We start from the raw sequence: 24,421 nt of genomic DNA, 5'->3' as shown, positions 1-24,421 counted from the left end.
GCCCATATTGGGCCGGCAGCGGCCCGGCAACGCTGGCATCAGCGCGCGCTATTGTACAGCGTTGGGCGAATTTGCTGCGGCGCGGCGGGCACGGTCGAGGCCCAACGCTTACGATGCAACCGGCGGTACGCGCTTAACTTTCAGACTCGCGAGTCCAATGCCTGCAATCACGCACGCAAGCGCGACGCCGTGCGCAAGCGTCGGACGCTCGCCGAGAAACGCAATGCCGTAGATGGCCGCGGCAACCGGCAGCACGGCACTGAACACGCCCGCAAGACTGCCGGGCACATGCCGGATGCCTTTCATCCAGAGCCAGAAGGAAAAGATGCTTGCGGATAGTCCATACCACAGCACCAACGTCCACACGCCAGGCGGCACCGCGCGATAGTCGAAATCGACGAGCGCTGTCGCGCCGAACGGCAGCATCAACAGCAGGCCGAACAGATGCGTGTATGCACAGATGTCGATAGGTGCGAGCGTTTGCGTGAGGCGCCGCGACAGGATGATGTAGAGCGACTCGCAGCACACTGCGCCGAGCACCATCAGGTTGCCCGTGAACGAAGTCTCGCCGTGCGCGCCCGCATCGACATGCGCGAGATTGATGACCACCACGCCCGCAATGGCCAATGCAATCGATGCAAGCGCGCGTCCATTGGGACGCTCCTTGAGAATAAGCCACGACAGCAGCGCGACGACAGCCGGAATGGTGCTCGTGATGACGCCCGCCGCCACCGCACTCGTGCGCTGCACGCCATTGAGCATGAGTAGCGTAAACCCGAAGGTCCCGAAGAGCGCCTGCAGAAACAGATTGAGCCATTCATCGCGCTTCACGTGACGCAGTTTCGCGATGCGCAAAAGCGGCCACAGCACGGCCATAGCGATCACGAAGCGCAGCAGCGCGAACAGCGGAACGGGGACGAATTGGACAATCGATTTACCGATGCCGACATTGCTGCCGACGAGCAGCATCGAACTGATAAGGAGCAGGGCGTAGCGATTCAAACTGGAATCCGGGCAGCTAGTTCAGTTAGCATTGTATTAGGGCTCGCAAAGCAACGTGAGGGAAGCAGGCGTAACGAAGGTGACCTGCATGGCGTGCGCGAACGGCGCAGCATGCGAGGCTCGTTGAAAGCGTCGTACGAATCGCATAAGGGTTTGTGCGGGCAAGCCGATGCCGCTCGCGTAAGTGGCCGGTAAGTTGCACCGCTTATGGTTGAATGAGAGCGGACGTTGTCCCGCCTGCGTTTATGTTGCGTTGCGGCATGAAGCAGGCTGACGGAAACGGTCCGCGGCGCAGCGACATCACACTGTCAATGCGCGAGGCGGGAGACACACGCCTGCAATCGCGTCTGATTGCGGCGTCCACATGACACGGCGCGCGAACGGTGCGCCGGCACAGGTTTTACGTTTCATCTTCACCAAGGGGTTGTCGATGTCTGCGATTGAATCGGTTCTTCAGGAACGCCGTGTTTTCCCGCCCTCCGCCGAAGCAGCGGCCGGTGCCACGATCTCCGGCATGGACGCTTACCATGCGCTGACCGCCGAGGCGGAACGAGATTACGAAGGCTTCTGGGGGCGCCTCGCTCGCGAGACGCTAAGCTGGAACAAGCCCTTCACGAAAGTGCTCGACGAATCGAAAGCGCCGTTCTACACGTGGTTCGAGGACGGTCAGCTGAATGCGTCGTACAACAGCATCGACCGTCACGTGGAAGCGGGCAACGGCGAGCGCGTCGCGATCGTTTTCGAAGCCGACGACGGCACCGTCACCAACGTTACGTATCAGGATCTGCTGCAACGTGTGTCGCGCTTTGCGAACGCGCTGAAAACGCGCGGCGTGAAGAAGGGCGACCGCGTGGTGATCTATATGCCGATGTCGATCGAAGGCATTGTCGCGATGCAGGCATGCGCGCGGATCGGTGCGACGCACTCGGTGGTGTTCGGCGGCTTCTCGTCGAAGTCGCTCAACGAACGGCTCGTCGACGTGGGCGCAGTCGCGCTCGTTACTTCGGACGAACAGATGCGCGGCGGCAAGGCGCTGCCGTTGAAGAACATAGCCGACGAAGCGCTCGCAATGGGCGGCTGCGAAGCCGTCAAGAGCGTGATCGTCTACCAGCGCACCGGCGGCAAGATTGCGTGGAACGAAAGCCGCGATCTGTGGATGCATGAGATCTCACAAGCCGAGTCGGATCAATGCGCGCCCGAGTGGGTCGGTGCCGAGCATCCGCTTTTCATTCTCTATACATCGGGTTCGACGGGCAAGCCGAAGGGCGTTCAGCACAGCACGGGCGGCTATCTGCTGTGGGCCGCGCAGACCATGAAGTGGACCTTCGACTGGAAGTCCAGCGACGTGTTCTGGTGTACCGCGGACATCGGCTGGATCACGGGTCACAGCTACATCACTTATGGTCCGCTGACGCTCGGCGGCACCCAGGTCGTGTTCGAAGGTGTGCCGACCTATCCGAACGCCGGCCGCTTCTGGGACATGATCGCGAAGCACAAGGTCACGCTGTTCTATACGGCGCCGACCGCGATCCGCTCGCTGATCAAGGCCGCGGAAGCCGATGCGAAAGTGCATCCCAAGAGCTACGACCTGTCGACGCTGCGCATCATCGGTACGGTCGGCGAGCCGATCAATCCGGAAGCGTGGGTGTGGTATCACGAGAACGTCGGCGGCGGACGCTGCCCGATTGTCGATACATGGTGGCAAACGGAAACCGGCGGCCACATGATCACGCCGCTACCGGGCGCAACGCCGCTCGTGCCGGGCTCGTGCACGCTGCCTTTGCCGGGCATCATGGCGGCGGTCGTCGACGAAACCGGCCAGGACGTGCCGAACGGGCAGGGCGGCATTCTGGTGGTGAAGCGGCCTTGGCCTTCCATGTTGCGTAACGTGTGGGGCGATCCGGACCGTTACAAGAAGAGCTATTTCCCCGAGGAGCTCGGCGGCAAGCTGTATCTCGCCGGCGACGGCGCGGTGCGCGACAAGGACACCGGCTACTTCACGATCATGGGCCGCATCGACGATGTGCTCAATGTGTCGGGTCACCGTCTCGGCACGATGGAGATCGAATCGGCGCTGGTGTCGAACCCGATCGTCGCGGAGGCCGCCGTGGTCGGCCGGCCAGATGCAACAACCGGCGAGGCGGTATGCGCGTTCGTCGTGTTGAAGCGCGCGCGTCCGGAAGGCGAGGAGGCGGTCAAGCTCGCCAACGAATTGCGCAACTGGGTCGGCAAGGAGATCGGTCCGATCGCGAAGCCGAAGGACATCCGCTTCGGCGAGAATCTGCCGAAGACGCGTTCAGGCAAGATCATGCGCCGTCTGTTGCGTTCGCTTGCAAAGGGCGAGGAGATCACGCAAGACGTATCGACGCTGGAGAACCCGGCGATCCTCGATCAGCTCGGCGAGTCGCTTTAAAAAAGCATGCGTCTGCCGGCACGTTGCAGATGAAAAGGCAGGGGGCGTATCGGACGATGCGCTCCTCGCCGAATGCCTGATCAGCCTTCGGGCGGACAATCCCGATTGCCTGCGCGGTGCCTTTTTGATACATAGGCGCATGGCCGCGCCTCACCACTCTTCTCACGCTACGCAGAACCCCGCGCCCGAGCCGCCGGCGGTGTCGGCGGCGCTTGCTCGCGCACATCAGAAGTACTGGCGCTTCAATCTCGCGCTCATCGCGGCGTTGATGTCGGTAGGTTTCGCCGTTTCGTTCCTGTTGCCGCTCGCGGCACCCGCTCTCGCGCATCTGCGTTTTGCCGGCTTCAGATTGCCGTTTTACTTCGGCGCACAAGGCGCGATCCTGATGTATCTAGCGCTGATCATCGTGTATATCGTGTCCATGCAGCGCGCCGACCGCCACTTGCAACGTGCGTTCGAGGCCGACGCTCACACTGCTGCCGACACCGGTGCCGCTTCAGGCGCTGGTGTGGCCGCAAGCCCGACCGCCGCCGATGCCGCCGATGCCGGCGTGCGCGGGAACCTGATCCGATGAAGCTGACGAACAGGCTGGTTCGCTCATATGCGTTTTACACGCTTGGCTTCCTGCTGTTCATCTATGTGATGTGGCGCATCGAGCGCACGACCGGGCCGGGCATGTGGATCGGCTACGTGTTCCTGTTCGTGCCGATTGCCGTGTACGCGGTGATCGGCTTGCTGTCGCGCACGTCGGATCTCGTCGAATACTACGTGGCGGGACGGCGCGTGCCGTCCGCGTTCAACGGCATGGCGACGGCGGCGGACTGGCTTTCGGCGGCTTCGTTCATCGGCCTCGCCGGGTCGATCTACGCAACCGGCTACGACGGCCTGGCCTATCTGATGGGCTGGACGGGCGGCTATTGCCTCGTTGCGTTTTTGCTCGCGCCATACGTGCGCAAGCTCGCGCGCTACACGATTCCCGATTTCCTCGGCACACGTTTTTCGAGCAACGCCGTGCGCGGCCTCGCGGCGTTGTCGGCGATTCTGTGTTCGTTCGTTTATCTGGTTGCGCAGATTCAGGGCGTCGGCCTGATTGCGACACGCTTCATTGGTGTCGACTTTGCTGTGGGCATTTTCTGCGGACTCGCGGGGATTCTCGTGTGTTCGTTTCTCGGCGGCATGCGCGCGGTGACGTGGACACAGGTTGCGCAATACATCATTCTGATTTCGGCGATCCTGATTCCCGTTTCGATGATCGCGCATAAGGACGGCCTCGGCTGGGTGCCGCAATTAAGTTACGGCCGTTTGATGGAGCGTATGGAGAGCCTCGAGAAGCAGGTGCGCGACGAGCCGCTCGAGCAGACCGTGCGCGACGATTATCGCCGCCGGGCCGCGCTGATGCAGCAGCGGCTCGACATGCTGCCGCATTCATTCGTCGCGCAGAAGCTGAAGCTCACACAGGAGGTGGCGGATCTGCGCCGCCGCAATGGTCCGCTGCGCGAGATCAAGGAGCGCGAGAAAGCGCTCGAGCAGTTTCCGCGCGATGCCGCTGCCGCGCAGATCGTTTGGAGCCAGCAGCGAGATGAGATGCTGATGCGTGCTGCCGCGCCGCTGCCGATGCACGAGCCGTTCCCCGCGGCTAGCGATGACGACCGTCGCATGCACGAGCGCAACTTTCTTTCGCTTCTGCTGTGCCTGTCGCTCGGCACGGCGAGCTTGCCGCATATTCTGACGCGCTATAACACGACGACGTCGGTAGCTTCCGCGCGACGCTCGGTCGGCTGGACGCTCTTTTTCGTCGCGCTGTTTTATGTGACCGTGCCGGTGCTTGCGGTACTGATCAAGTACGAGATGTTGACGAACCTCGTCGGTCATCACTTTTCCGATCTGCCGCAATGGCTCACGCAATGGCGCAAGGTGGAGCCGAGCCTGATCACGCTCGCGGACACCAATGGCGACGGCATCGTGCGATGGAGCGAGATTCAGATGCAGCCCGACATGGTGGTGCTTGCCGCGCCGGAGATCGCGGGATTGCCGTATGTGATGTCTGGCCTGATCGCGGCGGGCGCATTGGCCGCGGCGCTTTCGACAGCTGACGGTCTGCTGCTCACGATTGCGAATGCGCTATCGCACGACGTGTATTACCACATGGTCGACCCGGGCGCGTCGAGTCAGCGGCGCGTGACCATTTCGAAGATTCTGCTGCTCGGAGTGGCGCTGTTTGCGTCGTATGTGGCGTCGCTCAACACGGGCAACATTCTGTTTCTGGTCGGCGCGGCATTTTCACTGGCGGCGTCGAGCCTGTTTCCGGTGCTGGTGCTGGGCGTGTTCTGGAAGCGCACGACGCGGCTCGGCGCGGTGGCCGGCATGCTGGCGGGGCTACTCGTGTGCATCTACTACATTGTTTCGACCTATCCCTTCTTCGCGCAGATGACGGGCTTTGCCGGGCCGCGGTGGTTCGGCATCGAACCGATCAGTTCGGGCGTGTTCGGCGTGCCGGCGGGCTTTCTGGTGGCGATCGGCGTAAGCCTTTTCGACCGCAAACCGGATGCTTATACGACGGCGCTGGTGGACTATATCCGTCATCCGTAGAGCGGTTTGCGCGAGGGTGTAGCGGACGGCTCGAAGTTTGCTATAATTCGGCTCCCCGCCGGAGAGATGGATGAGCGGTTTAAGTCGCACGCTTGGAAAGCGTGTATAGGTTAATAGCCTATCCGGGGTTCGAATCCCCGTCTCTCCGCCAGAATTTCAGTACGGCTTTGCGGCCGATTCAATTCCCGATCTGTGCCATAAAATCGGGGTTGTGCCATAGATCAGTCAGCGAAGCGGCCTTGATCGCTCCGGTCTGCGTCGACAAATCCCCTTTGTGACCTAGCGGTCTGCGTCCGCCAGAAGCGCTTGCGCGTGTCCGACGTCTGCGCGTCACAGGCGCCCGTTCGCCCATCCGCGAATCAGGCGCTTGCCAGGCCAATGTCATTTGAATCGTCGAAGGGAGGTTGCCTACAACCTCCCTTCGCTTCTACTTCATCAAACCAGCGCATTACTAGCAGCCGCCGCCCGCCCGCGCAGCCACGTGATGCTCGCAAAGAGCAGCACTGCGAACACGATCAGCATTGTCGCTACGGCGAGGATCGACGGGTCGATCGAGTCGCGAATTCCACTCCACATCTGCCGCGGCACGGTTGTCTGATCCGGGCCGCCGATGAACAGAATGACAATCACCTCGTCGAATGACGTCGCGAACGCGAAGACGCTGCCCGTGGCGATCGCCGGCATGATGAGCGGCAACGTCACGCGCCTGAATGTCACCCACGGCGGCGCGCCGAGCCCTGAAGCGGCACGCAGCAGGCTGTGGTCGAACGAAAGCAACGAAGCGGTCACGGTAATCACGACGAATGGCGTGCCGAGCGCCGCATGCGCAAGCACCACACCGGGATACGAGTTCACGAGTCCGAGCGGCGCGAAGATCAGATAGAAGCCCGCTGCGACCACGACGATGGGTACGATCATCGGCGAAATGATGAGCGGCATGATCAGCGAGCGCAGCGGAAACTGCGAGCGCGACAGGCCCAATGCGGCGAGCGTGCCGAGACCCGTGGCAATCACCGTCGAAGCCGCGCCGATGCCGAGGCTATTGAGGAGCGAGCGTTGCCAGTCCGCGCTCGTCAGCGCCTGCTCATACCAGCGCAGCGAAAATCCCTGCATCGGGTAAGAAAAGTAGGATCCCGAATTAAACGAGAGCGGGATGATCGCGAGAATTGGCGCAATCAGGAAGAACAGCACGAGCGCGGTATGCAGCCGCACCCAGCGCGCGGCGACGCGTTCGGTCAGCATCTTGTTGCGTTGATCTTGCATATCGTTCCTTCGTCGTGTCCCTTCGTCGTGCTTCGTCGCATGTGCGTTCGAACGGTGCTTACCCGAAGCGCAGGCGGTCAATGCCTACGATCCGGTTAAAGAGAAAATAGAAGATCGCCGTAAAGATCACGAGATAGGCCGAGAGCGCACCGGCGAGGCCCCAGTTGAGTTGCGTGTTCGTCTGCATCGCAATGAGTTGGCTGATCATCTCGTCGCCGGCGCCACCGAGCAGCGCAGGCGTGATGTAGTAGCCGAGCGCGAGCACGAATACGAGGAAGCAGCCGGCGCCGACGCCCGGCAGCGTCTGCGGCACATAGATCCGCACAAACGCGGTGAACGGGTGCGCGCCGAGCGATTGCGCGGCGCGCATATAAACCGGCGACACGCTTTTCATGACCGAATAGATCGCGAGAATCATGTACGGCAGCAGCACGTGTGTCATGCCGATCAGAACGCCTGTTCGATTGAAGATGAGCGGCAGCGGGTGAGTGGCGAGGCCGAGACCCGTCACGAGACTATTGATGACGCCGCCCGGTTGCAGCAACACGTACCACGCCGTCGTGCGCACGAGCAGCGAAGTCCAGAACGGCACGATCACGAGAAGCATCAACCGGTTGCTGCTTTTCGCGGGCAGATTCGCAAGCAGCCACGCGACAGGGTAGCCGAGCACGAGACACAGCAGCGTGACCGTCGCGCTGATCGAGATGGTCCGCACGAATGCTTGCCGGTACACCGAAGCGTTATCCGCGACGAACGCGAGCGTGCCTTGCGGCGTCACTTGCGCATCGACTGCGGCGAGCAGATAGTCGGGCGTCGGCGACGCGGCGGCTCGCTTCAGCAAGCGCCAGGTTTCGGGCGAGTTCCAGCGTTCATCCAGTTCGACGAGCGCCGGCTTCCACGCCGGCGGCGGATCGCCCGACAGCTGGCGCGCGGTGCGCATGAGCAGGCTGCGAAACTCCGGCTGTGCGAAGTTCAGCCGCCGCGCGACGGTGCCGAGCTGTCCGCTTTGCTGCGCCTCCTTGAGCCCCGCGGCGAGCAGCGCGAACGTGGCTTCGTCCGGCACGCCGCGACCGTCCCATGCATCGAGCGCACGCGTAAGTGCAGGCATGCTGTCCGGCACTTCGCGGTTCTCGACGCTGCGCGCGAGCAGCAGCATGATCGGCGCAATGAACGTCGACAGCAGAAACACGAGCAACGGCAGCGCAAGCAGCAACGCCTGCAACGATGCGCGGCGGCGCGCCTTCTGGAACGACGCGCGGCCTTCGGCTCTCGTCGGAGAGCCCGGGACCGTGCCTTGGGCGGAAGCGGGCATGCTGGTAGTCAAGTTGGGCTCTCGTCGAACGGTGGCGTTACTGCGTCAGCCATACCTGGAAGCGCTTGTTGATCTGGTCCGCGTTGTCGGCCCAGAAGTTCGCGTTGATCTGCAGCGCGCGCTTGAAGTTCTCGGGTGCGGTCGGCAGATCGGCAAGACGCTGCTTGTCGATGAGCGCAATCGCGTCCTTGCGCGGCGGCGCGTACGCGATGTACTTCGACAGATCCGCGTAAGCCTTGGGTTGCGAAGCCGAGACGATGAATTTCGCCGCGGCGTCGGCGTGCTTCGCGCCCGTCGGCACGGCCCACCAGTCGAAGTCGTAGACCTGCGCGTCCCAGACCGCCTTGAACGGCTTGTTGTCTTTCTTCGCGGCATCGGAGATGCGGCCGTTGTAGGCCTGCGTCATGACGACCGCGCCGTCGGCGAGCAGCTGCGGCGCCTGCGCGCCCGACTCCCACCACACAATGCTCTTCTTGATCGTGTCGAGTTTCTTGAACGCGCGATCCACGCCGGCGGGCGTGCCGAGCACCTTGTAGACATCTTTGGGATCGACACCGTCCGCGATCAACGCCCATTCCATCGATACCTTCGGCGACTTGCGCAAGCCGCGCTTGCCCGGGTATTTCTGCAGGTCGAAGAAGTCGTTGACGGTGGTCGGCGCGGTCTTGAGCTTGCTCGCGTCGTACGCATAGACCGTCGACCACACCATGCTCGCGACCGCGCAATCGCTGATCGAGCCGGGAATGAAGTCGCTCGTCTTGCCGATCGTCTTCTTGTCGAACTTCTGCAGGAGGCCTTCCTCGCAGGCGGTGATCTCATCGTTGGTTTCGAGGTCGATCAGGTCCCACGTGGTGTTTTTGGCCTGCTCCATCGCGGAAAGCTTGGCGAGCCCGCCGTCGTACGATTCGGTCGAGAAGCCGATCCCCGTGGCCTGCGTAAACGGTTCGAAGTAGGCCTTCTTGGCCGCCGCTTCGTACGCGCCGCCGAAGGTCACGACGGAGAGCGTCTCCGCTGCCTGGGTGGTCACGGTGGCGAATGCGGCTACGGCGAGTGCAGCGCATTGTGCTTTGATGAGGGTGCGCATGTCAGTTGGCTCCTGCTGGTGCGGTCGTGATTATGGAAGGTGAGGGCGGTGTGGTTACGTTGATTGCGGGCGTGCTGCGCGGCGCAGGTGCGGCGAGAATCTTGCAGTCGTCGTAGCGCCACGCGACGTCGATGGTGCTGCCGGGCGAGGGCAGCGCATGACGCTGGGTGTTCGGCACTTTCACAACGATCGAATCGCGCGAGCCGAGCGTCAGATGTACACGGTGATGATCGCCGCAATACACCAGTTCGTCGACGCGCGCACGCACTACGTTGTCGTGTTCGGCGGCGAGCGTGCCTTCCGCGCTCGGGATATGCGCGCGTTCGGGGCGCAGCGCGAGCATCGCTTCGTCGCCGGCGCGCAGGCCTTCTTCGCAACGGCCGCGAATCATGCTGCCGTCCGAAAGCGCGAGCGTTGCGGAGCCGTCGCCCGTATTCGCCACGCGTCCGGTCAGTCCATTGTTCTCGCCGACGAAGTTGGCGACGAACGCGTTCTGCGCATTTTCGTAAAGCTCGCTCGGTGTGGCGGCCTGCTGAATGCGGCCATCGGAAAACACGGCCACGCGGTTCGACATGGTTAGTGCCTCCGCCTGATCATGCGTCACGTAGACGATCGTGAGCGACAGTTCGCGATGCAGGCGCATGATTTCGTATTGCATCGTTTCGCGCAGGCGCTTGTCGAGCGCACCGAGCGGCTCGTCCATCAGCACGACACTCGGCTCGAAAACGAGCGCACGTGCGAGCGCGACGCGCTGCTGCTGTCCGCCGGAGAGTTGCGCAGGACGCCGGTTCGCCAGATGCGGAAGTTCGATCATGTCGAGCGCACGCTTCACACGCACCTTCTGCTCGGCGCGGCTCACGTGCCGCACGGAAAGCGGAAAGGCGACGTTCTCCGCAATCGTCAGATGCGGAAAGAGCGCGTAGTTCTGAAACACCATGCCGATGTCGCGCTGATGCGGCGGCTTGTCGTCGAGGCGGCGGCCGTCGAGGCGGATCTCGCCGTGAGTGGGCGTTTCGAATCCCGCGAGCATCATCAGCGTGGTTGTCTTGCCCGAGCCGGAGGGACCGAGCAGCGACAGAAATTCTCCCTTGCCCACCTCGAGATTCAAGTCATCGACGACATATTGGGCGCCGTCATACGATTTGCTCACGCGCGAGAGCGAAATGAAGGAAGGGTTTGACATCGTGATCGCGTCCTGTCGATGGTGCGTCGTAATCAATGTGTACCGGGCTGCGTCGCGGCGATCTTGCTGGCTAGGTAGCGCGCGAAGTCATAGTTGGGGCGTTCGAGATGGCTCAAATGGCCCGGTTTCGCGAGCGGCGCGTGCACGCCGCGAAAGACCGCTTCCACGCCGCGTTTATCTTCGGCGTTCACGTCGTCCAGCAGTTTCTTCAGCGTCGCCATATGCGCGTTCGCTTCGGGGTCCGCGATGAATTCCGGCGCAAGCCCTCCGCCGAAGCGGATATGCACATGCCCTACGCCCTGAGGTTGCAGCACGAGATACCAGAAGTAACCTGGGGTAAGCGTGACCAGATGCGTCGGGTAGATCGCGAGCAGCGCGGTGGTCTTGCGCCAATGCCCGGTAAGTCGCGTGTTCTCCGGATGCGCGTTGCCGATCGGCAAAGACGCTTCCTTCGTAATCCAGTGATAGTTGAACGCGGGATAACCCGGCGGGCATTCCATTTCTTCGAGCCGCGAATGCGGTCCGACCGTCGCGCGATGCAACATGGGCAGGTGATAGCTTTCCATGAAGTTTTCCGCGAGGATCTTCCAGTTCGTGTCCCACACGTGCTCTTCATAGAACGTTTCAATGTAGTCCGACATGCCGTATGCGCCGATCAGTTCGCCCAGATCGGCAAGCTGTTCGCGCACGGGCGGCGTGTTTTCGTCGAGCGTCACATAGAGCCAGCCTTGCCATTCTTCGCAACGCACTGCGGGCAGCCGGTAGCTTTCCTTGCAGAAGCCCTGTTGCCGGTCCATGAGCGGCGCGCCGTGCAATGCGCCGTCCAGTGAATAATTCCACGCGTGATACGGGCAGACGATGCGGCGCACGTTTCCGCGTCCTTCGAGCAATACCGACATGCGATGCAGGCACACGTTCGACATGGCCCTGAGTTGCATCTGTTCGTCGCGTAGAACCACAACGGGTTGCGCGCCGATGCGCGCGCTCAGGTAATCGCCGGGGGCTTTCAGCGCGCTAGCGCGGCCGACGCATTGCCATTCCCGCGAGAAGATCGCGCGCTCTTCCAGCGCCAGAAATTCGGGCGACGTGTAGACACCGGGCGGCATTGCATGCGCATCGCCGAATGGCCGTTCGCAACCCGTCTGCAGCTTTTCAACCAGTGCATGCACTGCAGTCGTCGTTGGCAGGTCGGTCATGCGTCCCCCTCGATTCGTGACGGTCAGAGCGAGCCGGCGTAAAGCCTACGCGGCGTAGCGCTCAACATGGCCACCAATCTATCAAGCCAATTTGCAAGCCAAAATATTGTTTTCAGATACAAAGCAAAGGTTTTGTCTATGCAGCGAACGCAATCTGAAAGCAGTCGACCAAGCGCGATGACTCATTCGTCTATATGCAGTCGCCGGATATAGTTCTCGCAGAACGACGCAAAACGATGCACGACCTGGCGAGGCTTCATCGTGCGCGATTGCGCGATGCCTAGCATCGTTGCGTTGACGTTGTCTTTGAAGCGTTTAATGACGAACTCTTCGCCATCCACCGTGCGAGTCGACTTGAGCGGAAAGTTAAGCAGGCTATAACCAAGTCCGTTGGCCACCATGCCGCGCACGACCTCGGGCTGCGACGAGCGAAACGCCGGCACCGGCCGGCTGCCCACTGCGTCGAAGAGCGCGGCGAAGTACTCGCGGCTGTGCGGCAAGTCGAGCATCACATAAGGCTCGGGCAAAAGGTCGGCGAGCGATACCTTGCGCGCGCGGGCGAGCCGATGCGTGCGCGGCAGGATCGCATAAGGCGGCAGCGAAAGCAGCGGCGTGAAGGCGATGTCCTCGGTCAGGTCGAGGCTGTAGGTGAGCGCAATGTCGAGCGAGCCGTCGTGCAGGCCGCGTAAAAGGCCGTCCTGATGCGCCTCGACGGTGCGAAACGAAATGCCCGCGTGCTCGCCCGTGAAGCGGCTGATCAACCGCGGCATGAGCGGCGGCGCGAGCGAGACGAGGCAGCCGAGTGCAATCGCGCCCGTCATGCCGCCGTCCATTTCCTTCGCGGTCGTTTGCAATTCCTCCGCGATCTTCAGCAGATTGCGCGCCTGGCCGAGCAGATCGCGTCCGGCCTGCGTGAGCGAAAGACCGCTCGCGTGATGTCGTATGAAGAGTTGCACGCCGAACGAGACTTCGAGATCCGCAAGCGCCGTTGAGATCGACGGTTGCGAGATATGCAGGCGCTTTGCCGCCGCCGTGAAAGACAGCGCTTCCGCCGTGACGACGAAATAGCGCAACTGGCGCAATGAATAGCGCAACGGGTGACTTTCCATCGACGACGCTCCATCTTCAAGGTCTTCAACGAGCGGCATTGTGAGGCGGTCAAAAAGCGCTGCATAGGAAAAACCGATGCGCTGCATTTTTTTAATATGTTTTTCGGATTCGGAACGGGCGGGTAGATTTTGACGGGAGACGAACGGCCGGGGCGGCACACGCCGTCTGCAAGCATGATTCGCTATAGCCTCTTCTGAAGGACACAGTCATGACACTCGAAACAACGTCGATCGATACGCTGGTGGTCGGCGCCGGCCAGGCCGGCGTCGCGATGAGCGAACACCTGACGAGGCTCGGGGTGCCGCACCTCGTACTGGAGCGCGCCCGGATTGCCGAGCGCTGGCGTACCGGGCGCTGGGATTCGCTGGTTGCGAACGGTCCCGCATGGCACGATCGTTTCCCCAACCTCGAGTTCGCCGACGTTCACCCGGACGCTTTTGCGCCGAAGGAACAGGTCGCGGATTATTTCGTCGCTTACGCAAAGAAGTTCGATGCGCCGATCCGCACTGGTGTGGAGGTGAAGCACGTCGTGCGTAATGCCGGACGTCCGGGCTTTACGGTCGAAACGTCGGAGGGCACGATCGAGGCTAATCGCGTGGTCGTCGCGACTGGACCTTTCCAGCGCCCCGTCATTCCGCCGATTGCGCCGCAAGACACGCGTCTCACGCAAATTCATTCCGCCGACTATCGCAACCCGGGGCAATTGCCTGAAGGAAGCGTGCTCGTGGTGGGCGCGGGATCGTCCGGCGTGCAGATCGCGGACGAGTTGCAGCGTGCAGGCAGGCGCGTTTATCTGTCGGTCGGTGCGCACGACCGTCCGCCGCGCGCTTATCGCGGTCGCGATTTTTGCTGGTGGCTCGGCGTGCTCGGCGAATGGGACGCGGAGGTCATGAAGCCGGGCAGGGAACACGTGACGATCGCAGTAAGCGGGTCACGCGGCGGTCATACGGTGGACTTCCGGCGTCTCGCGCATCAGGGCATTACGCTCGTGGGTCTCACGAAGTCTTTCGACAATGGCGTCGCTGTCTTCGAAGACGATCTGGCGGCGAACATCGCGCGCGGCGACGAGAACTATCTGTCGCTGCTGGACGCGGCCGACGCGTATGCCGAGCGCAACGGTCTCGATCTTCCGCAAGAACCGGAGGCGCGCGCCATTCCCGCCGACCCCGAGTGCGTCACGCATCCGCTTCGTGAACTCGATCTGGCAGAAGCCGGCGTGACGTCGATTGTGTGGGCAACCGGTTATGCAGTCGATTTCGGCTGGTTGGACGTGAACGCGTTCGACGAAAAAGGTAAGCCGTCGCATCAGCGCGGCGTATCGAAGGAGCCGGGCATTTATTTTCTCGGACTGCCGTGGTTGTCGCGTCGCGGCTCTGCGTTTATCTGGGGCGTGTGGCACGACGCGAAGCACGTCGCCGATCACATCGTCACCCAGCGCAAATATCTGGCGTATTACGATGGACCGCAACCCGAGATAGCCAGCCGCGACGAAAGCGCAGCAGGCACTGAAGGCGCCGACGGCTCGCCCGCCGGTTCAAAGGTTCATAAAGTAAGCGAAATGGGCGTGAACTGATTCACGCGTCTCCCCATCTTTCTCCCCATATAAATGGTGCACTCATGAGCCAACCTACGCATACCCGAATTCGCATGTTCAACACGAAGGACACGTATCCGAACCAGACGCTCGACAACGACCTCTGTCAGGCCGTGCGCGCAGGCAATACGGTTTATGTACGCGGCCAGGTGGGGACCGATTTCGAAGGCCGTCTGGTCGGCTTGGGCGATCCGCGCGCCCAGGCCGAGCAGGCCATGAAAAACCTCAAGCAATTGCTCGAAGAGGCGGGCAGCGACTTGTCTCACGTCGTCAAGACAACGACATATTTGACCGACGTCCGCTATCGCGAGCCTGTGTATCAGGAAGTCGGCAAGTGGCTGAAGGGCGTATTTCCGATTTCCACCGGCCTCGTCGTGGTTGCGCTCGGTCAGCCGCAGTGGCTGATGGAGATCGACGTGATCGCCGTCATTCCAGACGGATGGACGCGGCCGCAAGCCTGAGGAGCGGGATATGACGTTCTCTATTGTCGGACGCTGCGCGCAGTCGGGGCAGCTTGGGATTGCGATCAGTTCGTCGAGCATTGCAGTGGGCGCCCGTTGTCCCTGGGTGCGTGCAGGCGTCGGCGTGGTCGCGACGCAAAACGTCACGCTGCCGGCACTGGGCCCGCAGATTCTCGATCTTCTCGAAAGCGGGCAATTCGATCCCGCCGCCGCGTTGGATCGTGCGCTAGGGGCAAGCGACTGGAGCGAATATCGTCAGGTGACGGTGGTCGATAGCCAGGGCCGCACGGCATTCTTCAGCGGCAAGGAAGCGTTGGGTACGTATCACGCGGTTGCGGGCAAGCAATGCGTGGCAGCGGGCAATATGCTCGCCGGCGTCGAAGTGATCGAGGCAATGGTCCCTGCGTTCGAGCAGACCGCAGGCCCGCTTGCCGACCGGCTCCTCGCGGCTATGCATGCGGCGATGGCCGCGGGCGGCGAGGCGGGGCCCGTGCATTCGGCGGCGCTCAGAATCGTGGGCGATGTGAGCTGGCCGATCGTCGACTTGCGTGTCGATTGGGCGGACGACGATCCCATCGGCCAACTCGATGGTTTGTGGCGCGCATATCAGCCGCAAATGCAGGACTATCTGACGCGCGCTTTGAATCCGACCGCCGCGCCGAGCTACGGGGTGCCCGGCAATGAGTGACAGGTCCAGTCGCGCGCTGCTCGCCACGTTGATCGGCTTTGCCACGGTCAGCCGCGAGTCGAATCTGGACATGATCGGGTTCATTCGAGATTACCTGGACGAACTGGGTGTGAAGAGCGAACTCTTCTACAACGCCGAGCGTACCAAGGCGAATCTGTTTGCGACTATCGGTCCGCACGAGCGGGGCGGCATTGTGCTGTCTGGCCATACCGACGTGGTGCCGGTCGAAGGACAGGCGTGGAGCGTCGACGCATTCCGTCTCACCGAACGTGACGGGCGGCTGTATGGTCGCGGGACGGCCGACATGAAGGGCTTCATCGCATCGGTGCTCGCGGCGGTGCCGGGCTTCGTCGAACGCGATTTGAAGCTCCCGGTGCATCTCGCCTTTTCATACGACGAGGAAGTCGGGTGCCTTGGCGTGCGGCCTATGCTCGCTGAACTCGAACGGCGTCCGCACAAGCCGGTGCTGTGTCTGATCGGCGAGCCGACCGAACTCAAGCCGGTGCTCGGACACAAGGGCAAACTGGCGATGCGCTGTCAGGTCAAGGGTGCGCCGTGCCATTCGGCCTACGCGCCATATGGTGTCAACGCCATTCAGTACGCGGCGCGCATGATCAGCCGTCTGGAAGAGATCGGCGATCATCTCGCGCAGCCCGAGTATCGCGACGAACGGTTCGATCCGCCGTTCTCGACCGTGCAGACGGGAGTGATCAAAGGCGGCCGTGCGCTGAACATCGTGCCCGCAGAATGTGAGTTCGATTTCGAAGTCCGGGCGCTGCCGGGTTTCGACGCCGGTCAGGTAGCCGACGAGTTGCAAACGTACGCCGAAGCCGAGCTGCTTCCCAGAATGCGTGCCGTGAAGTCCGACGCAGATATCCGCTTCCAGTCGCTCTCGGCTTATCCGGGACTGGCTACATCGCCCGATAGCGAAGCGGCGCGTCTTCTAACGTTGCTGACCGGTTCAAACGAGTTTGGCACCGTGGCGTTCGGCACCGAAGGCGGGCTCTTCGAACAGGCGGGCATTCCCACCGTGGTCTGCGGACCGGGCAGTATGGACCAGGGGCATAAGCCAGATGAATATCTGACCAGCGAGCAACTGAGCGATTGCGATGCAATGCTCGCCCGTCTGGCGGATTACCTTTCGGCTATGGATTGAAACGCACGCGCTGGCGACAGCGCACGGTCGCGATTCAACCTTGGTTTCTGGCGCTGAAGCCTCGGCCTCGGTTTACAGAGCACTCGTGGCGCTCGCCGCGTGATCGGCCGGTCCCTAGGCCGGCTCCCAGGCCGGCCCCGGCGGATACGCGGGCCGTGCTTCAGTTACCGTCGTCATCGCCTCGGGCCTGCTTGCGCGAACGCGGCGGTTTGCTCGCGGCTTTCGCACCTTTCGCATCTTTCGCGTGCCGCGCGTCGCGTTCCCGGCTCCAGTGTTCGAGCAGTATTCGCGTCTGATCGCGTACCGTGGACTTCAACTGCTCGGCCTTCTCTGCGTCCATGCTTTTCCAGCCGAGAACCGACAGCGTCGAGCGATGCGCGAGGTGAAAGACCACCAGCTGTCCATGCAGACTGAATGTGCGAATCTGCGTGACGGGGTCGTCGGAGGCTAGCCCGCAGATACGCGCGACCAGCGCGGCGCTCGCTTCGTTCAACGGCTGACGGATCCGGCACGCGAGAATCTGCGTGGCGCTCTCGGGCTCGTAGCCGGCCTGCTCGCGTGCAAAGAACATCCGCCGGCCCGGCTTGCTCGCTTTCGCGAACGCGCCGTCTGCCATGGCTTCTTGAATCCGGATGAAAGCGTCGATCAACACTTCGGTCCCGGCGTTTTCGCGCACCACGGCCTGTGCGTGTTCGATGGCCGGGCCGAAGGTTCTCCATGCATCGTCGGCCAGAGCTTCGACGCACGCGCGATACACCCCTTCCTTGTTCTCGAAGTAGTACTGCAGCGCGGGCGCGTTGACGCCGGCGCAAGCCGCGATCTCGCGGGTCGACGCGCCTTCGAATCCGTGTTCGCCAAACAGCTGGATCGCTGCTTCGATTATTCGCTGACGCGTCTCGTCACCGCGCGCGTAGCCGCCTTCCGGCGACCGACGCACTTTCTGTGCGGGGTTCATGCATTTCTCTCCATTACTTCCACACAAATATATCACTTGACACAATTCTATCGACTGGAATAATTCTGCCAACTGGAAATAATTGGACCATTGAGATGTCAACGACCGCAGATTCCCCGTCCCGTCCCCGACCCGCTGACGAGTCGCCGCCGTCGGGCATGCGCCGTCCGAGCCGGCGCACGGTGTTGATCGCGCTCGGCGTTGTCGCGCTCATTGCCGGAGGTATCTGGCTCGCGCGTTGGTGGACCGTAGGGCGCTTTATCGAGAGTACCGACGACGCCTATCTGCAGGCCGACAGCGTCACGGTCGCCCCCAAGGTGTCCGGCTATGTGACGGAAGTTTATGTCGCGGACAATCAGATGGTGAAGCCGGGCGATCCTCTCGTGCATCTCGACGCGCGCCAGTACCAGGTTGCGCTCGACCAGGCGCTTGCCACCATCGACGCACGCAAGGCGGACATAGAACGCGCGCAGGCCGACATCAAACAGCAGCAGTCCAATATCGCGCAGGCACAGGCGCAAGAGCGGGTGGCCCGCGTGAGTGCACAGCATGCGAGCGACGAAGTGCGGCGTTACGCTCCGCTCATCGCAACCGGCGCTGAAAGCAGTGAACGCATGGCCGAGCTGACCAGCACGCGCGACCAGGCGAATGCCACGCTTGCCGCAAACGCAGCCGCGGTCGACGCCGCACGTTCGCAGATCGGCTCTGCCACCGCGCAGCTTGCACAGGCGCGCGCGCAACTCGAAGCCGCCGAGGCAAGCGCACAACAGTCGCGGCTCGATCTCGAGAACACCATGGTGCGCAGTGCGCTCGGCGGCAAGGTAGGGGACCGCACCGTGCGTGTCGGCCAATACGTGCAGCCCGGCACGCGGATGCTGACGGTCGTTCCCGTACGAAGCACCTATCTGCTGGCCAATTTCAAGGAAACGCAGGTGGGCCGCATGCGGATCGGCCAGCCCGTCGAAATGCATGTCGACGCGTTGCCTGGCCATACGCTGCACGGTGTGATCGACAGTTTCTCGCCGGGCACCGGCTCGCAGTTCGCATTGCTGCCGCCGGAGAATGCGACCGGCAATTTCACGAAGATTGTGCAGCGAGTGCCCGTGCGGATTCGTATCGATACGGGGGCCGAGACGCGCAGCGTATTGTTGCCAGGCCTGTCCGTCACGGTCGATGTCGACACGCGGTCTGCGCGTGAGCGCGATGCGCGTATCGATGCCGAGAATCGTCGTGGCTGACGCGACGCCGGCGACTGCGGCGCCTGCCGCACCACATGGTGAAGAGCGGGCGAGCCTCGGCGACTGGATCGCCGTCGCCGCCGGCGCGCTCGGCGCGTTGATGGCGACGCTCGACATCTCCATCACGAACTCCGCTCTGCCGCAGATTCAGGGCGAAATCGGCGCGACGGGAACGGAGGGTACGTGGATTTCCACCGGCTACCTGATGTCCGAGATCGTGATGATTCCGCTCGCGGCATGGCTCACACGCGTCTTCGGCCTGCGCAACTTCCTGCTCACCAACTCGGCGCTCTTCATTGCATTTTCGATGATGTGCGGCTGGTCGCACACGCTGCCCATGATGATCACCGGCCGTATCGGCCAGGGCTTTACTGGCGGCGCGCTGATTCCTACCGCGCAGACCATCATCCGCACGCGGCTGCCGCTTTCGCAGTTGCCGGTCGGCATGACGATGTTCGGCCTGATCGTGCTGCTCGGGCCGCTGCTGGGGCCGGTGGTCGGCGGCTGGCTCGCGGAGAACGTCAGCTGGAGCTGGTGCTTCTTCATGAACCTGCCGATCTGCTTAGCGCTGATGACGCTGCTGATTGTCGGACTGCCGTCGGACAAGCCTCACTGGGAAGCTTTCTTCAAGGCGGACTGGCTCGGCATCGTCGGACTCGCTATCGGGCTCAGTTCGCTCACGGTGGTGCTCGAAGAAGGGCAGCGCGAACGCTGGTTCGAGTCGTCGACAATCGTCCTGCTCACCTGTGTATCGGTTTTCGGCATGCTCCTGATCGCAGCTTCGCAGATGACGGCAAAGAAGCCGATCGTGCGCCTCGGCCTGATGCGTAATCCTAACTATGCGAGCGTGATCGTGATCGTGTCGGCGGTCGGCGCCGCGCTTTATGGGGTGTCGTATCTGCTGCCGCAGTTTCTCGGCGTGGTGGCGGGCTATAACGCGGAGCAGTCGGGCGCGATCATGCTGCTCTCGGGGCTGCCGGCATTTCTGATCATGCCGGTGCTGCCGCGGCTGCTTGGCAAATTCGATTTCCGTCTTCTCGTCATCACCGGGCTCGTGTTGTACGCGCTCAGTTGCATGCTCGACATCAGCCTGACGGCGCAAAGCGTTGGGCACGATTTCGTCTGGTCGCAACTCATACGCGGCACTGCACAGATGCTCGCAATGATGCCGCTCAATCAGGCCTCCATGGCTGCGGTGTCGCGCGAAGATTCCGGCGATGCCGCGGGGCTCTACAACATGGCGCGCAATCTCGGCGGCTCGATCGGCCTTGCGATCATCGGCACCGTGATCGACCGGCGCACGACGTTTCATACGGCAATGATCCGTGAATCGGTGAGCGCGAATTCACTGATCGGTCAGGACAGCATTGCCGCCAATGCGGCGAACTGGTTCACCCATACCGGCGACATGGCGTACTCGCGAATGCGAGCGCTCGGCCAGCTCGGCGCGCAGATCCAGCAGCAGGCGATCGTGATGACCTATTCGGAAACTTTCTATCTGCTCGCCATCGCGCTCGTCGCCTGCATTCCTCTTGCGTTGCTTCTGAAGACGCCGCGCAGGAATGCGCCGGCGCCTCCGTCCGCTGGACACTAATGTTTTCTGATCTCACATGATGTTCAACCGTCCCTCGAGTTTCGCTCTCGCCGCCGCGGCGCTTCTGTCTTCGCTATCTGTCTTGCCGGGCTGCACAGTCGGTCCCGACTATCACGGTGCACCGCCCGTTGCGCAGGATGCTCGCGGCGCCGCGTTCGTGCGCACGCCGGCGGCCGGCACGAGCGCGGAGCCGGCACCTCGCGAGTGGTGGCTCGCACTGAACGACCCGCAGCTGAACGATCTGATTGCCGCCGCGCTCGCACATAGCCCGGACGTGCATATTGCGCAGGCGCGCCTGCGTGAGTCGCGCGCGCAGCTGCAGTCGCAGCGCGCGGACGCTTTGCCGAAGCTTTCGGCCAACGCGGCTGCGCTGCGCACGCGCGAGCCCGATCTGAGCGCGCTCAATTCGGCGGGTTCGTCCGGTGGCAGTTCGGGGTCGTCGGGAAGGGGGCCGCTGCAACTTTACACGGTGGGTTTTGACGCCTCATGGGAAATCGACCTGTTCGGTGGCACCCGGCGCGCGATCGAAGCCGCATCGGCCAATGCGGAAGCGGTCGACGCGGATCTCGCAGATACCCAGGTCTCGCTTGCCGCGGAAGTGGCGCAAACGTACATCGACCTGCGCGACCAGCAAACGCGGCTTGAACTCGCGCGGCGCCAGGCGGACATCGAACAGAAAATGTTGACGCTGACGCAGCAGCGGCGCGAGCGCGGCACGGCTGCGGATATCGATGTCGAACGTCTGACCACGCAGGTCGAAAACACGCGCTCGACGCTGATTCCGCTCGACGCGCAAATGAGCGATTCGCTCGACCGCCTCGCGGTGCTGACCGGGCGCGCACCCGGCGCGCTGGATCAGCAACTGGCGTCTGCCCGGCCGCTGCCGCCTATGCCTGCGACGGTGCCCATTGGCGATCCCTCCGCGATGTTGCAGCGCCGTCCGGACATTCGAGCTGCGGAGCGGCGGCTTGCATCGAGCAACGCGCAAATCGGCGAACACGTGGCGGACTTTTTCCCGAAAGTGACGTTGTTCGGCGACATCGGCTTCAGCGCGAGCGATCCGGGCCATCTCATACGCAAGAGCAACTTCAGCTGGATTACCGCACCCTATCTGCAATGGAATGCATTCGATTTCGGACGCACGCTAGGCAGCGTACATGCGGCTGAGGCGTCGCGAGACGAAGCCGAGGCTCGTTATACGAAGGCTGTTCTCGGCGCGCTTCAGGACGCGAACTCTTCGCTATCGCGCTATGGGCATCAGCGGGAGCATGTCGTGACGTTGCTGAAAGTGGAGACGTCTGCGACCCACTCTGCCGCGCTGATGCGGCAACGCTACACGGCGGGCGTCGCGACGTTGATCGATTTGCTCGACACGCAGCGCCAGGAATTCAGCGCGCAGCAGAATGTCGTGGCAGGGCAGGCGGAGTTGCTGAAGGACTTCGTGTCGCTGCAGAAGAGCCTTGGCATTGGGTGGGAAGCGCCGCAGGGGTAGTCGGTCGTACGTTTGAGTCGTCGGTGCGAGGCTTCCGTAGTGGCGCAAAGTGCGGGTCCTTATTGCGGTGCGTCACTTTTGCGCGATGCGCTGCCTGGCTTCGCAGTTCGCGCATAAGCGGCAGCGACTCACGCAGGGCATGGCAGGTTTTCTGGATTTTGGCTGCAAAAAGACGATCGCCCCCGCTATCGGCGGAATATAGTGGGCAGGGTTTTGGGTCTGTCGGCGCGAATACTCGCGGTCATCGGCGCGCAATGCGTCGACCCGAGCCATTCAGTTTGCAAAGACAGATCGAATCTGGAGGCCTGCGATGAACGCGACGATCGCAACAATGACGACGCTCCGTGGAGCGTGCAAACGCTGGACCGTGATTGCAGGTGCATTTTTGCTGGCCTCGTGCGGCGGGTCTATCGATTCGAGTACAGCCGTGCCTGCATCCATCATGCAGGTAATGCAGAAGCCCGCCTATAAGAGTGCGAGCTGGTCCATGCTGGTGGTCGATCTCGAGTCCGGGCAAGTCATCTACGACCTCGACTCCAACTCGCAGATGTTCATTGCCTCGGTGCGTAAAGTTTTCTCGACCGGAAACGCGCTCAACGCGCTCGGCGCGCAACACAAGTTCGTCACGCCAGTCTATCGGCAGGGCAGCGTTGCTTCGAACGGCACGCTCAACGGCAATCTGATCCTGGTTGCAAGCGGAGATCTGACGATGGGCGGGCGCGCCAATCCCGATGGAACGATAGCGCTCACCGACTTCGACCATAACGAAGCGAACTCGCTCGGCAATGCCGTGCTGTCGGCGCCGGACCCGCTCGCGGGATACAACGCGCTCGCGGCGCAGGTGGCGGCCGCCGGCATCACCACGATCAACGGCAATGTCGTGATCGACGACCGTCTTTTCGAACCGTTCAACTTCCGCGGTGAATTCGACGTGCGGCCGATCTTCGTCAATGACGACCTCGTCGACGTCACACTATCGCAGAGCGCCGAAGGCGCCGCTGTTCCATTCGACTGGCGGCCGAAGTCGGCGGCTTTCTCCGTGCAATCGACGCTGAAGACCGGCAGCGCGACGTCGACGCTCGCCATCGGGCTCGACCCCGAGCCGCCGCAATGCATCGGCGCGCCTAATTGTGTGGCCACTGTCAGCGGGACCGTGCCGGCGGGTTACGTGCCCATTCTGACCAACGCATATCCGCTGATCCGCACGTTCCGCGTGAGCGAGCCGTCGAACTACGCGCGCACGATCTTTATCGAAGCACTCGCGCGCTCGGGCGTAACGGTAACGGCTGCGCCCGTCGCGGCCAATCCTGTGCAGTTGCTGCCCGCGAAGGGCTCGTATTCGAGCGCGCAACAGGTGGCGCAACTGACATCGGCGCCGTATGCGCAGCACGTTCGATACGTCAACAAAATCAGCTACAACATTGGGGCTGACGTGACGCTGATGCAGTTCGGACTCGCGCACAACGGATCGACCACCATGGCCGGTTCGCTTGCCGCGGAACAGAGCGAACTGTCCACCGTGTTTAACATTTCACCGGCTCAATATCATTTCATCGACGGCAGCGGCGGCGGCGAGACCACGGCCAACGGCAAAGCCGTCGTTGCGATGCTGCGCGGTATGAGCGCGAAACCTGCTTTTACACCGTACTTCAATTCGATGCCGGTGCTCGGCGTGGACGGATCGCTCGCCACAGTCACAAACTTCGAAGCTGACTCTACATTAGCGGGAGCGAGAGGCCAGGTGCACGCGAAGACGGGCACGTACGTCGCCGAAAATCCGGCCGTGCCGGGCATGCCGCTGCTGAAAGGGCAGGCGCTCGCCGGCTATATCGATGCGAAGAGCGGCCGCCGCATCGTATTCTTCCTGACGGTCAACAACGTGCCGATCACCGGGATTCCCGACGTGCTGACCGTGTTCCAGGACGAGGGCACGATCGCTGCCATGCTATGGAAAATGCAATGACGGCGCTTGTCAGCACTTTGCATAGACGATGCCAAGGGGCAACGTCAAGGCCCGGAACGGGCAGGAACTGCGCGCGCATGGATATTCCTGCGCGGCTCGCGTGAAGAAGATCCGGCATAAGGACGGTA

The 24,421-nt window shown here is 62.4% G+C and carries 19 protein-coding genes and 1 tRNA gene; 12 read left to right on the top strand and 8 right to left on the bottom strand.

Going from position 1 to position 24,421, the window contains the following annotated elements; all coding sequences use genetic code 11:
- Positions 1-108 precede the first annotated feature (108 nt).
- Entirely contained in the window at positions 109-1,002 is an 894-nt protein-coding gene (locus tag J2W46_RS31560) for a DMT family transporter (protein ID WP_088175063.1), read from the bottom strand.
- Positions 1,003-1,432: 430 nt separating this feature from the next.
- On the opposite strand from J2W46_RS31560, the gene acs reads away from it, so the two are divergent.
- The 4 genes from acs (at position 1,433) to J2W46_RS31540 (ending at position 6,155) form a co-directional block, all read left to right on the top strand.
- Positions 1,433-3,415, top strand: a complete 1,983-nt coding sequence (gene acs, locus J2W46_RS31555) for an acetate--CoA ligase (RefSeq protein WP_214880959.1) — start codon at positions 1,433-1,435, stop codon at positions 3,413-3,415.
- Between the two features lie 139 nt (positions 3,416-3,554).
- Positions 3,555-3,989: a DUF4212 domain-containing protein gene (locus tag J2W46_RS31550; RefSeq protein ID WP_088175064.1), complete on the top strand. Its 435-nt coding sequence runs from the start codon at positions 3,555-3,557 to the stop codon at positions 3,987-3,989.
- Positions 3,986-6,004, top strand: coding sequence for a sodium:solute symporter family protein (locus tag J2W46_RS31545; RefSeq protein WP_020069963.1), 2,019 nt, complete (start codon positions 3,986-3,988; stop codon positions 6,002-6,004). Before J2W46_RS31550 ends, J2W46_RS31545 begins: the two co-directional genes overlap by 4 nt.
- Before the next feature lie 60 nt (positions 6,005-6,064).
- Positions 6,065-6,155: transfer RNA gene (locus J2W46_RS31540), tRNA-Ser, on the top strand.
- Between the two features lie 284 nt (positions 6,156-6,439).
- On the opposite strand, the gene J2W46_RS31535 is transcribed toward J2W46_RS31540, so the two are convergent.
- The 6 genes from J2W46_RS31535 to J2W46_RS31510 all read right to left on the bottom strand — a co-directional run bounded on the left by J2W46_RS31535 (position 6,440) and on the right by J2W46_RS31510 (position 13,151).
- On the bottom strand, positions 6,440-7,267 hold the full coding sequence (locus tag J2W46_RS31535; protein ID WP_310359398.1) for an ABC transporter permease: 828 nt from the start codon (positions 7,265-7,267) through the stop codon (positions 6,440-6,442).
- 58 nt (positions 7,268-7,325) lie between these two features.
- The gene (locus J2W46_RS31530; RefSeq protein ID WP_310359396.1) at positions 7,326-8,579 is read right to left on the bottom strand and encodes an ABC transporter permease; all 1,254 of its coding nucleotides are present in this window, start codon (positions 8,577-8,579) and stop codon (positions 7,326-7,328) included.
- A gap of 37 nt (positions 8,580-8,616) precedes the next feature.
- Positions 8,617-9,663, bottom strand: a complete 1,047-nt coding sequence (locus J2W46_RS31525; RefSeq protein ID WP_020069960.1) for an ABC transporter substrate-binding protein — start codon at positions 9,661-9,663, stop codon at positions 8,617-8,619.
- A 1-nt stretch (position 9,664) separates the two neighbouring features.
- Positions 9,665-10,846, bottom strand: coding sequence for an ABC transporter ATP-binding protein (locus tag J2W46_RS31520; protein ID WP_310359393.1), 1,182 nt, complete (start codon positions 10,844-10,846; stop codon positions 9,665-9,667).
- A 32-nt stretch (positions 10,847-10,878) separates the two neighbouring features.
- Complete coding sequence (locus tag J2W46_RS31515; RefSeq protein WP_310359390.1) at positions 10,879-12,042, bottom strand: SRPBCC family protein; 1,164 nt, start codon at positions 12,040-12,042, stop codon at positions 10,879-10,881.
- A 182-nt stretch (positions 12,043-12,224) separates the two neighbouring features.
- Positions 12,225-13,151 (bottom strand): LysR family transcriptional regulator, encoded by a 927-nt coding sequence (locus tag J2W46_RS31510; protein ID WP_027804942.1) that lies wholly within the window; start codon positions 13,149-13,151, stop codon positions 12,225-12,227.
- 209 nt (positions 13,152-13,360) lie between these two features.
- On the opposite strand from J2W46_RS31510, the gene J2W46_RS31505 reads away from it, so the two are divergent.
- Genes J2W46_RS31505 through argE form a run of 4 tightly spaced genes read left to right on the top strand, consistent with a single transcriptional unit; the run spans position 13,361 to position 17,051 of the window.
- Positions 13,361-14,725 (top strand): flavin-containing monooxygenase, encoded by a 1,365-nt coding sequence (locus tag J2W46_RS31505; protein WP_310359387.1) that lies wholly within the window; start codon positions 13,361-13,363, stop codon positions 14,723-14,725.
- A 44-nt stretch (positions 14,726-14,769) separates the two neighbouring features.
- Positions 14,770-15,207, top strand: a complete 438-nt coding sequence (locus J2W46_RS31500; RefSeq protein ID WP_006048278.1) for a RidA family protein — start codon at positions 14,770-14,772, stop codon at positions 15,205-15,207.
- Between the two features lie 10 nt (positions 15,208-15,217).
- Positions 15,218-15,895 (top strand): DUF1028 domain-containing protein, encoded by a 678-nt coding sequence (locus J2W46_RS31495; RefSeq protein WP_310070906.1) that lies wholly within the window; start codon positions 15,218-15,220, stop codon positions 15,893-15,895.
- Positions 15,888-17,051 (top strand): acetylornithine deacetylase, encoded by a 1,164-nt coding sequence (argE, locus tag J2W46_RS31490; protein WP_310359385.1) that lies wholly within the window; start codon positions 15,888-15,890, stop codon positions 17,049-17,051. Before J2W46_RS31495 ends, argE begins: the two co-directional genes overlap by 8 nt.
- Positions 17,052-17,211: 160 nt before the next feature.
- Here argE and J2W46_RS31485 read toward each other — a convergent pair whose 3' ends face one another.
- The gene (locus tag J2W46_RS31485) at positions 17,212-18,006 is read right to left on the bottom strand and encodes a CerR family C-terminal domain-containing protein (protein ID WP_310359382.1); all 795 of its coding nucleotides are present in this window, start codon (positions 18,004-18,006) and stop codon (positions 17,212-17,214) included.
- A 95-nt stretch (positions 18,007-18,101) separates the two neighbouring features.
- On the opposite strand from J2W46_RS31485, the gene J2W46_RS31480 reads away from it, so the two are divergent.
- From J2W46_RS31480 to J2W46_RS31465, 4 genes are all read left to right on the top strand, one after another.
- Positions 18,102-19,244 (top strand): HlyD family secretion protein, encoded by a 1,143-nt coding sequence (locus J2W46_RS31480; RefSeq protein ID WP_374726898.1) that lies wholly within the window; start codon positions 18,102-18,104, stop codon positions 19,242-19,244.
- Positions 19,222-20,838 (top strand): MDR family MFS transporter, encoded by a 1,617-nt coding sequence (locus J2W46_RS31475; protein ID WP_310359380.1) that lies wholly within the window; start codon positions 19,222-19,224, stop codon positions 20,836-20,838. Before J2W46_RS31480 ends, J2W46_RS31475 begins: the two co-directional genes overlap by 23 nt.
- A gap of 16 nt (positions 20,839-20,854) precedes the next feature.
- On the top strand, positions 20,855-22,330 hold the full coding sequence (locus tag J2W46_RS31470) for an efflux transporter outer membrane subunit (protein WP_310359379.1): 1,476 nt from the start codon (positions 20,855-20,857) through the stop codon (positions 22,328-22,330).
- A 310-nt stretch (positions 22,331-22,640) separates the two neighbouring features.
- Positions 22,641-24,293: a D-alanyl-D-alanine carboxypeptidase/D-alanyl-D-alanine-endopeptidase gene (locus J2W46_RS31465; protein WP_310359377.1), complete on the top strand. Its 1,653-nt coding sequence runs from the start codon at positions 22,641-22,643 to the stop codon at positions 24,291-24,293.
- Positions 24,294-24,421 lie beyond the last annotated feature (128 nt).

The organism is Paraburkholderia strydomiana, assembly GCF_031456815.1.
Classification (GTDB): domain Bacteria; phylum Pseudomonadota; class Gammaproteobacteria; order Burkholderiales; family Burkholderiaceae; genus Paraburkholderia; species Paraburkholderia caledonica.
Note: the sequence above shows the minus strand (reverse complement) of the source record. Positions and strands in the feature narration are given on the sequence as shown.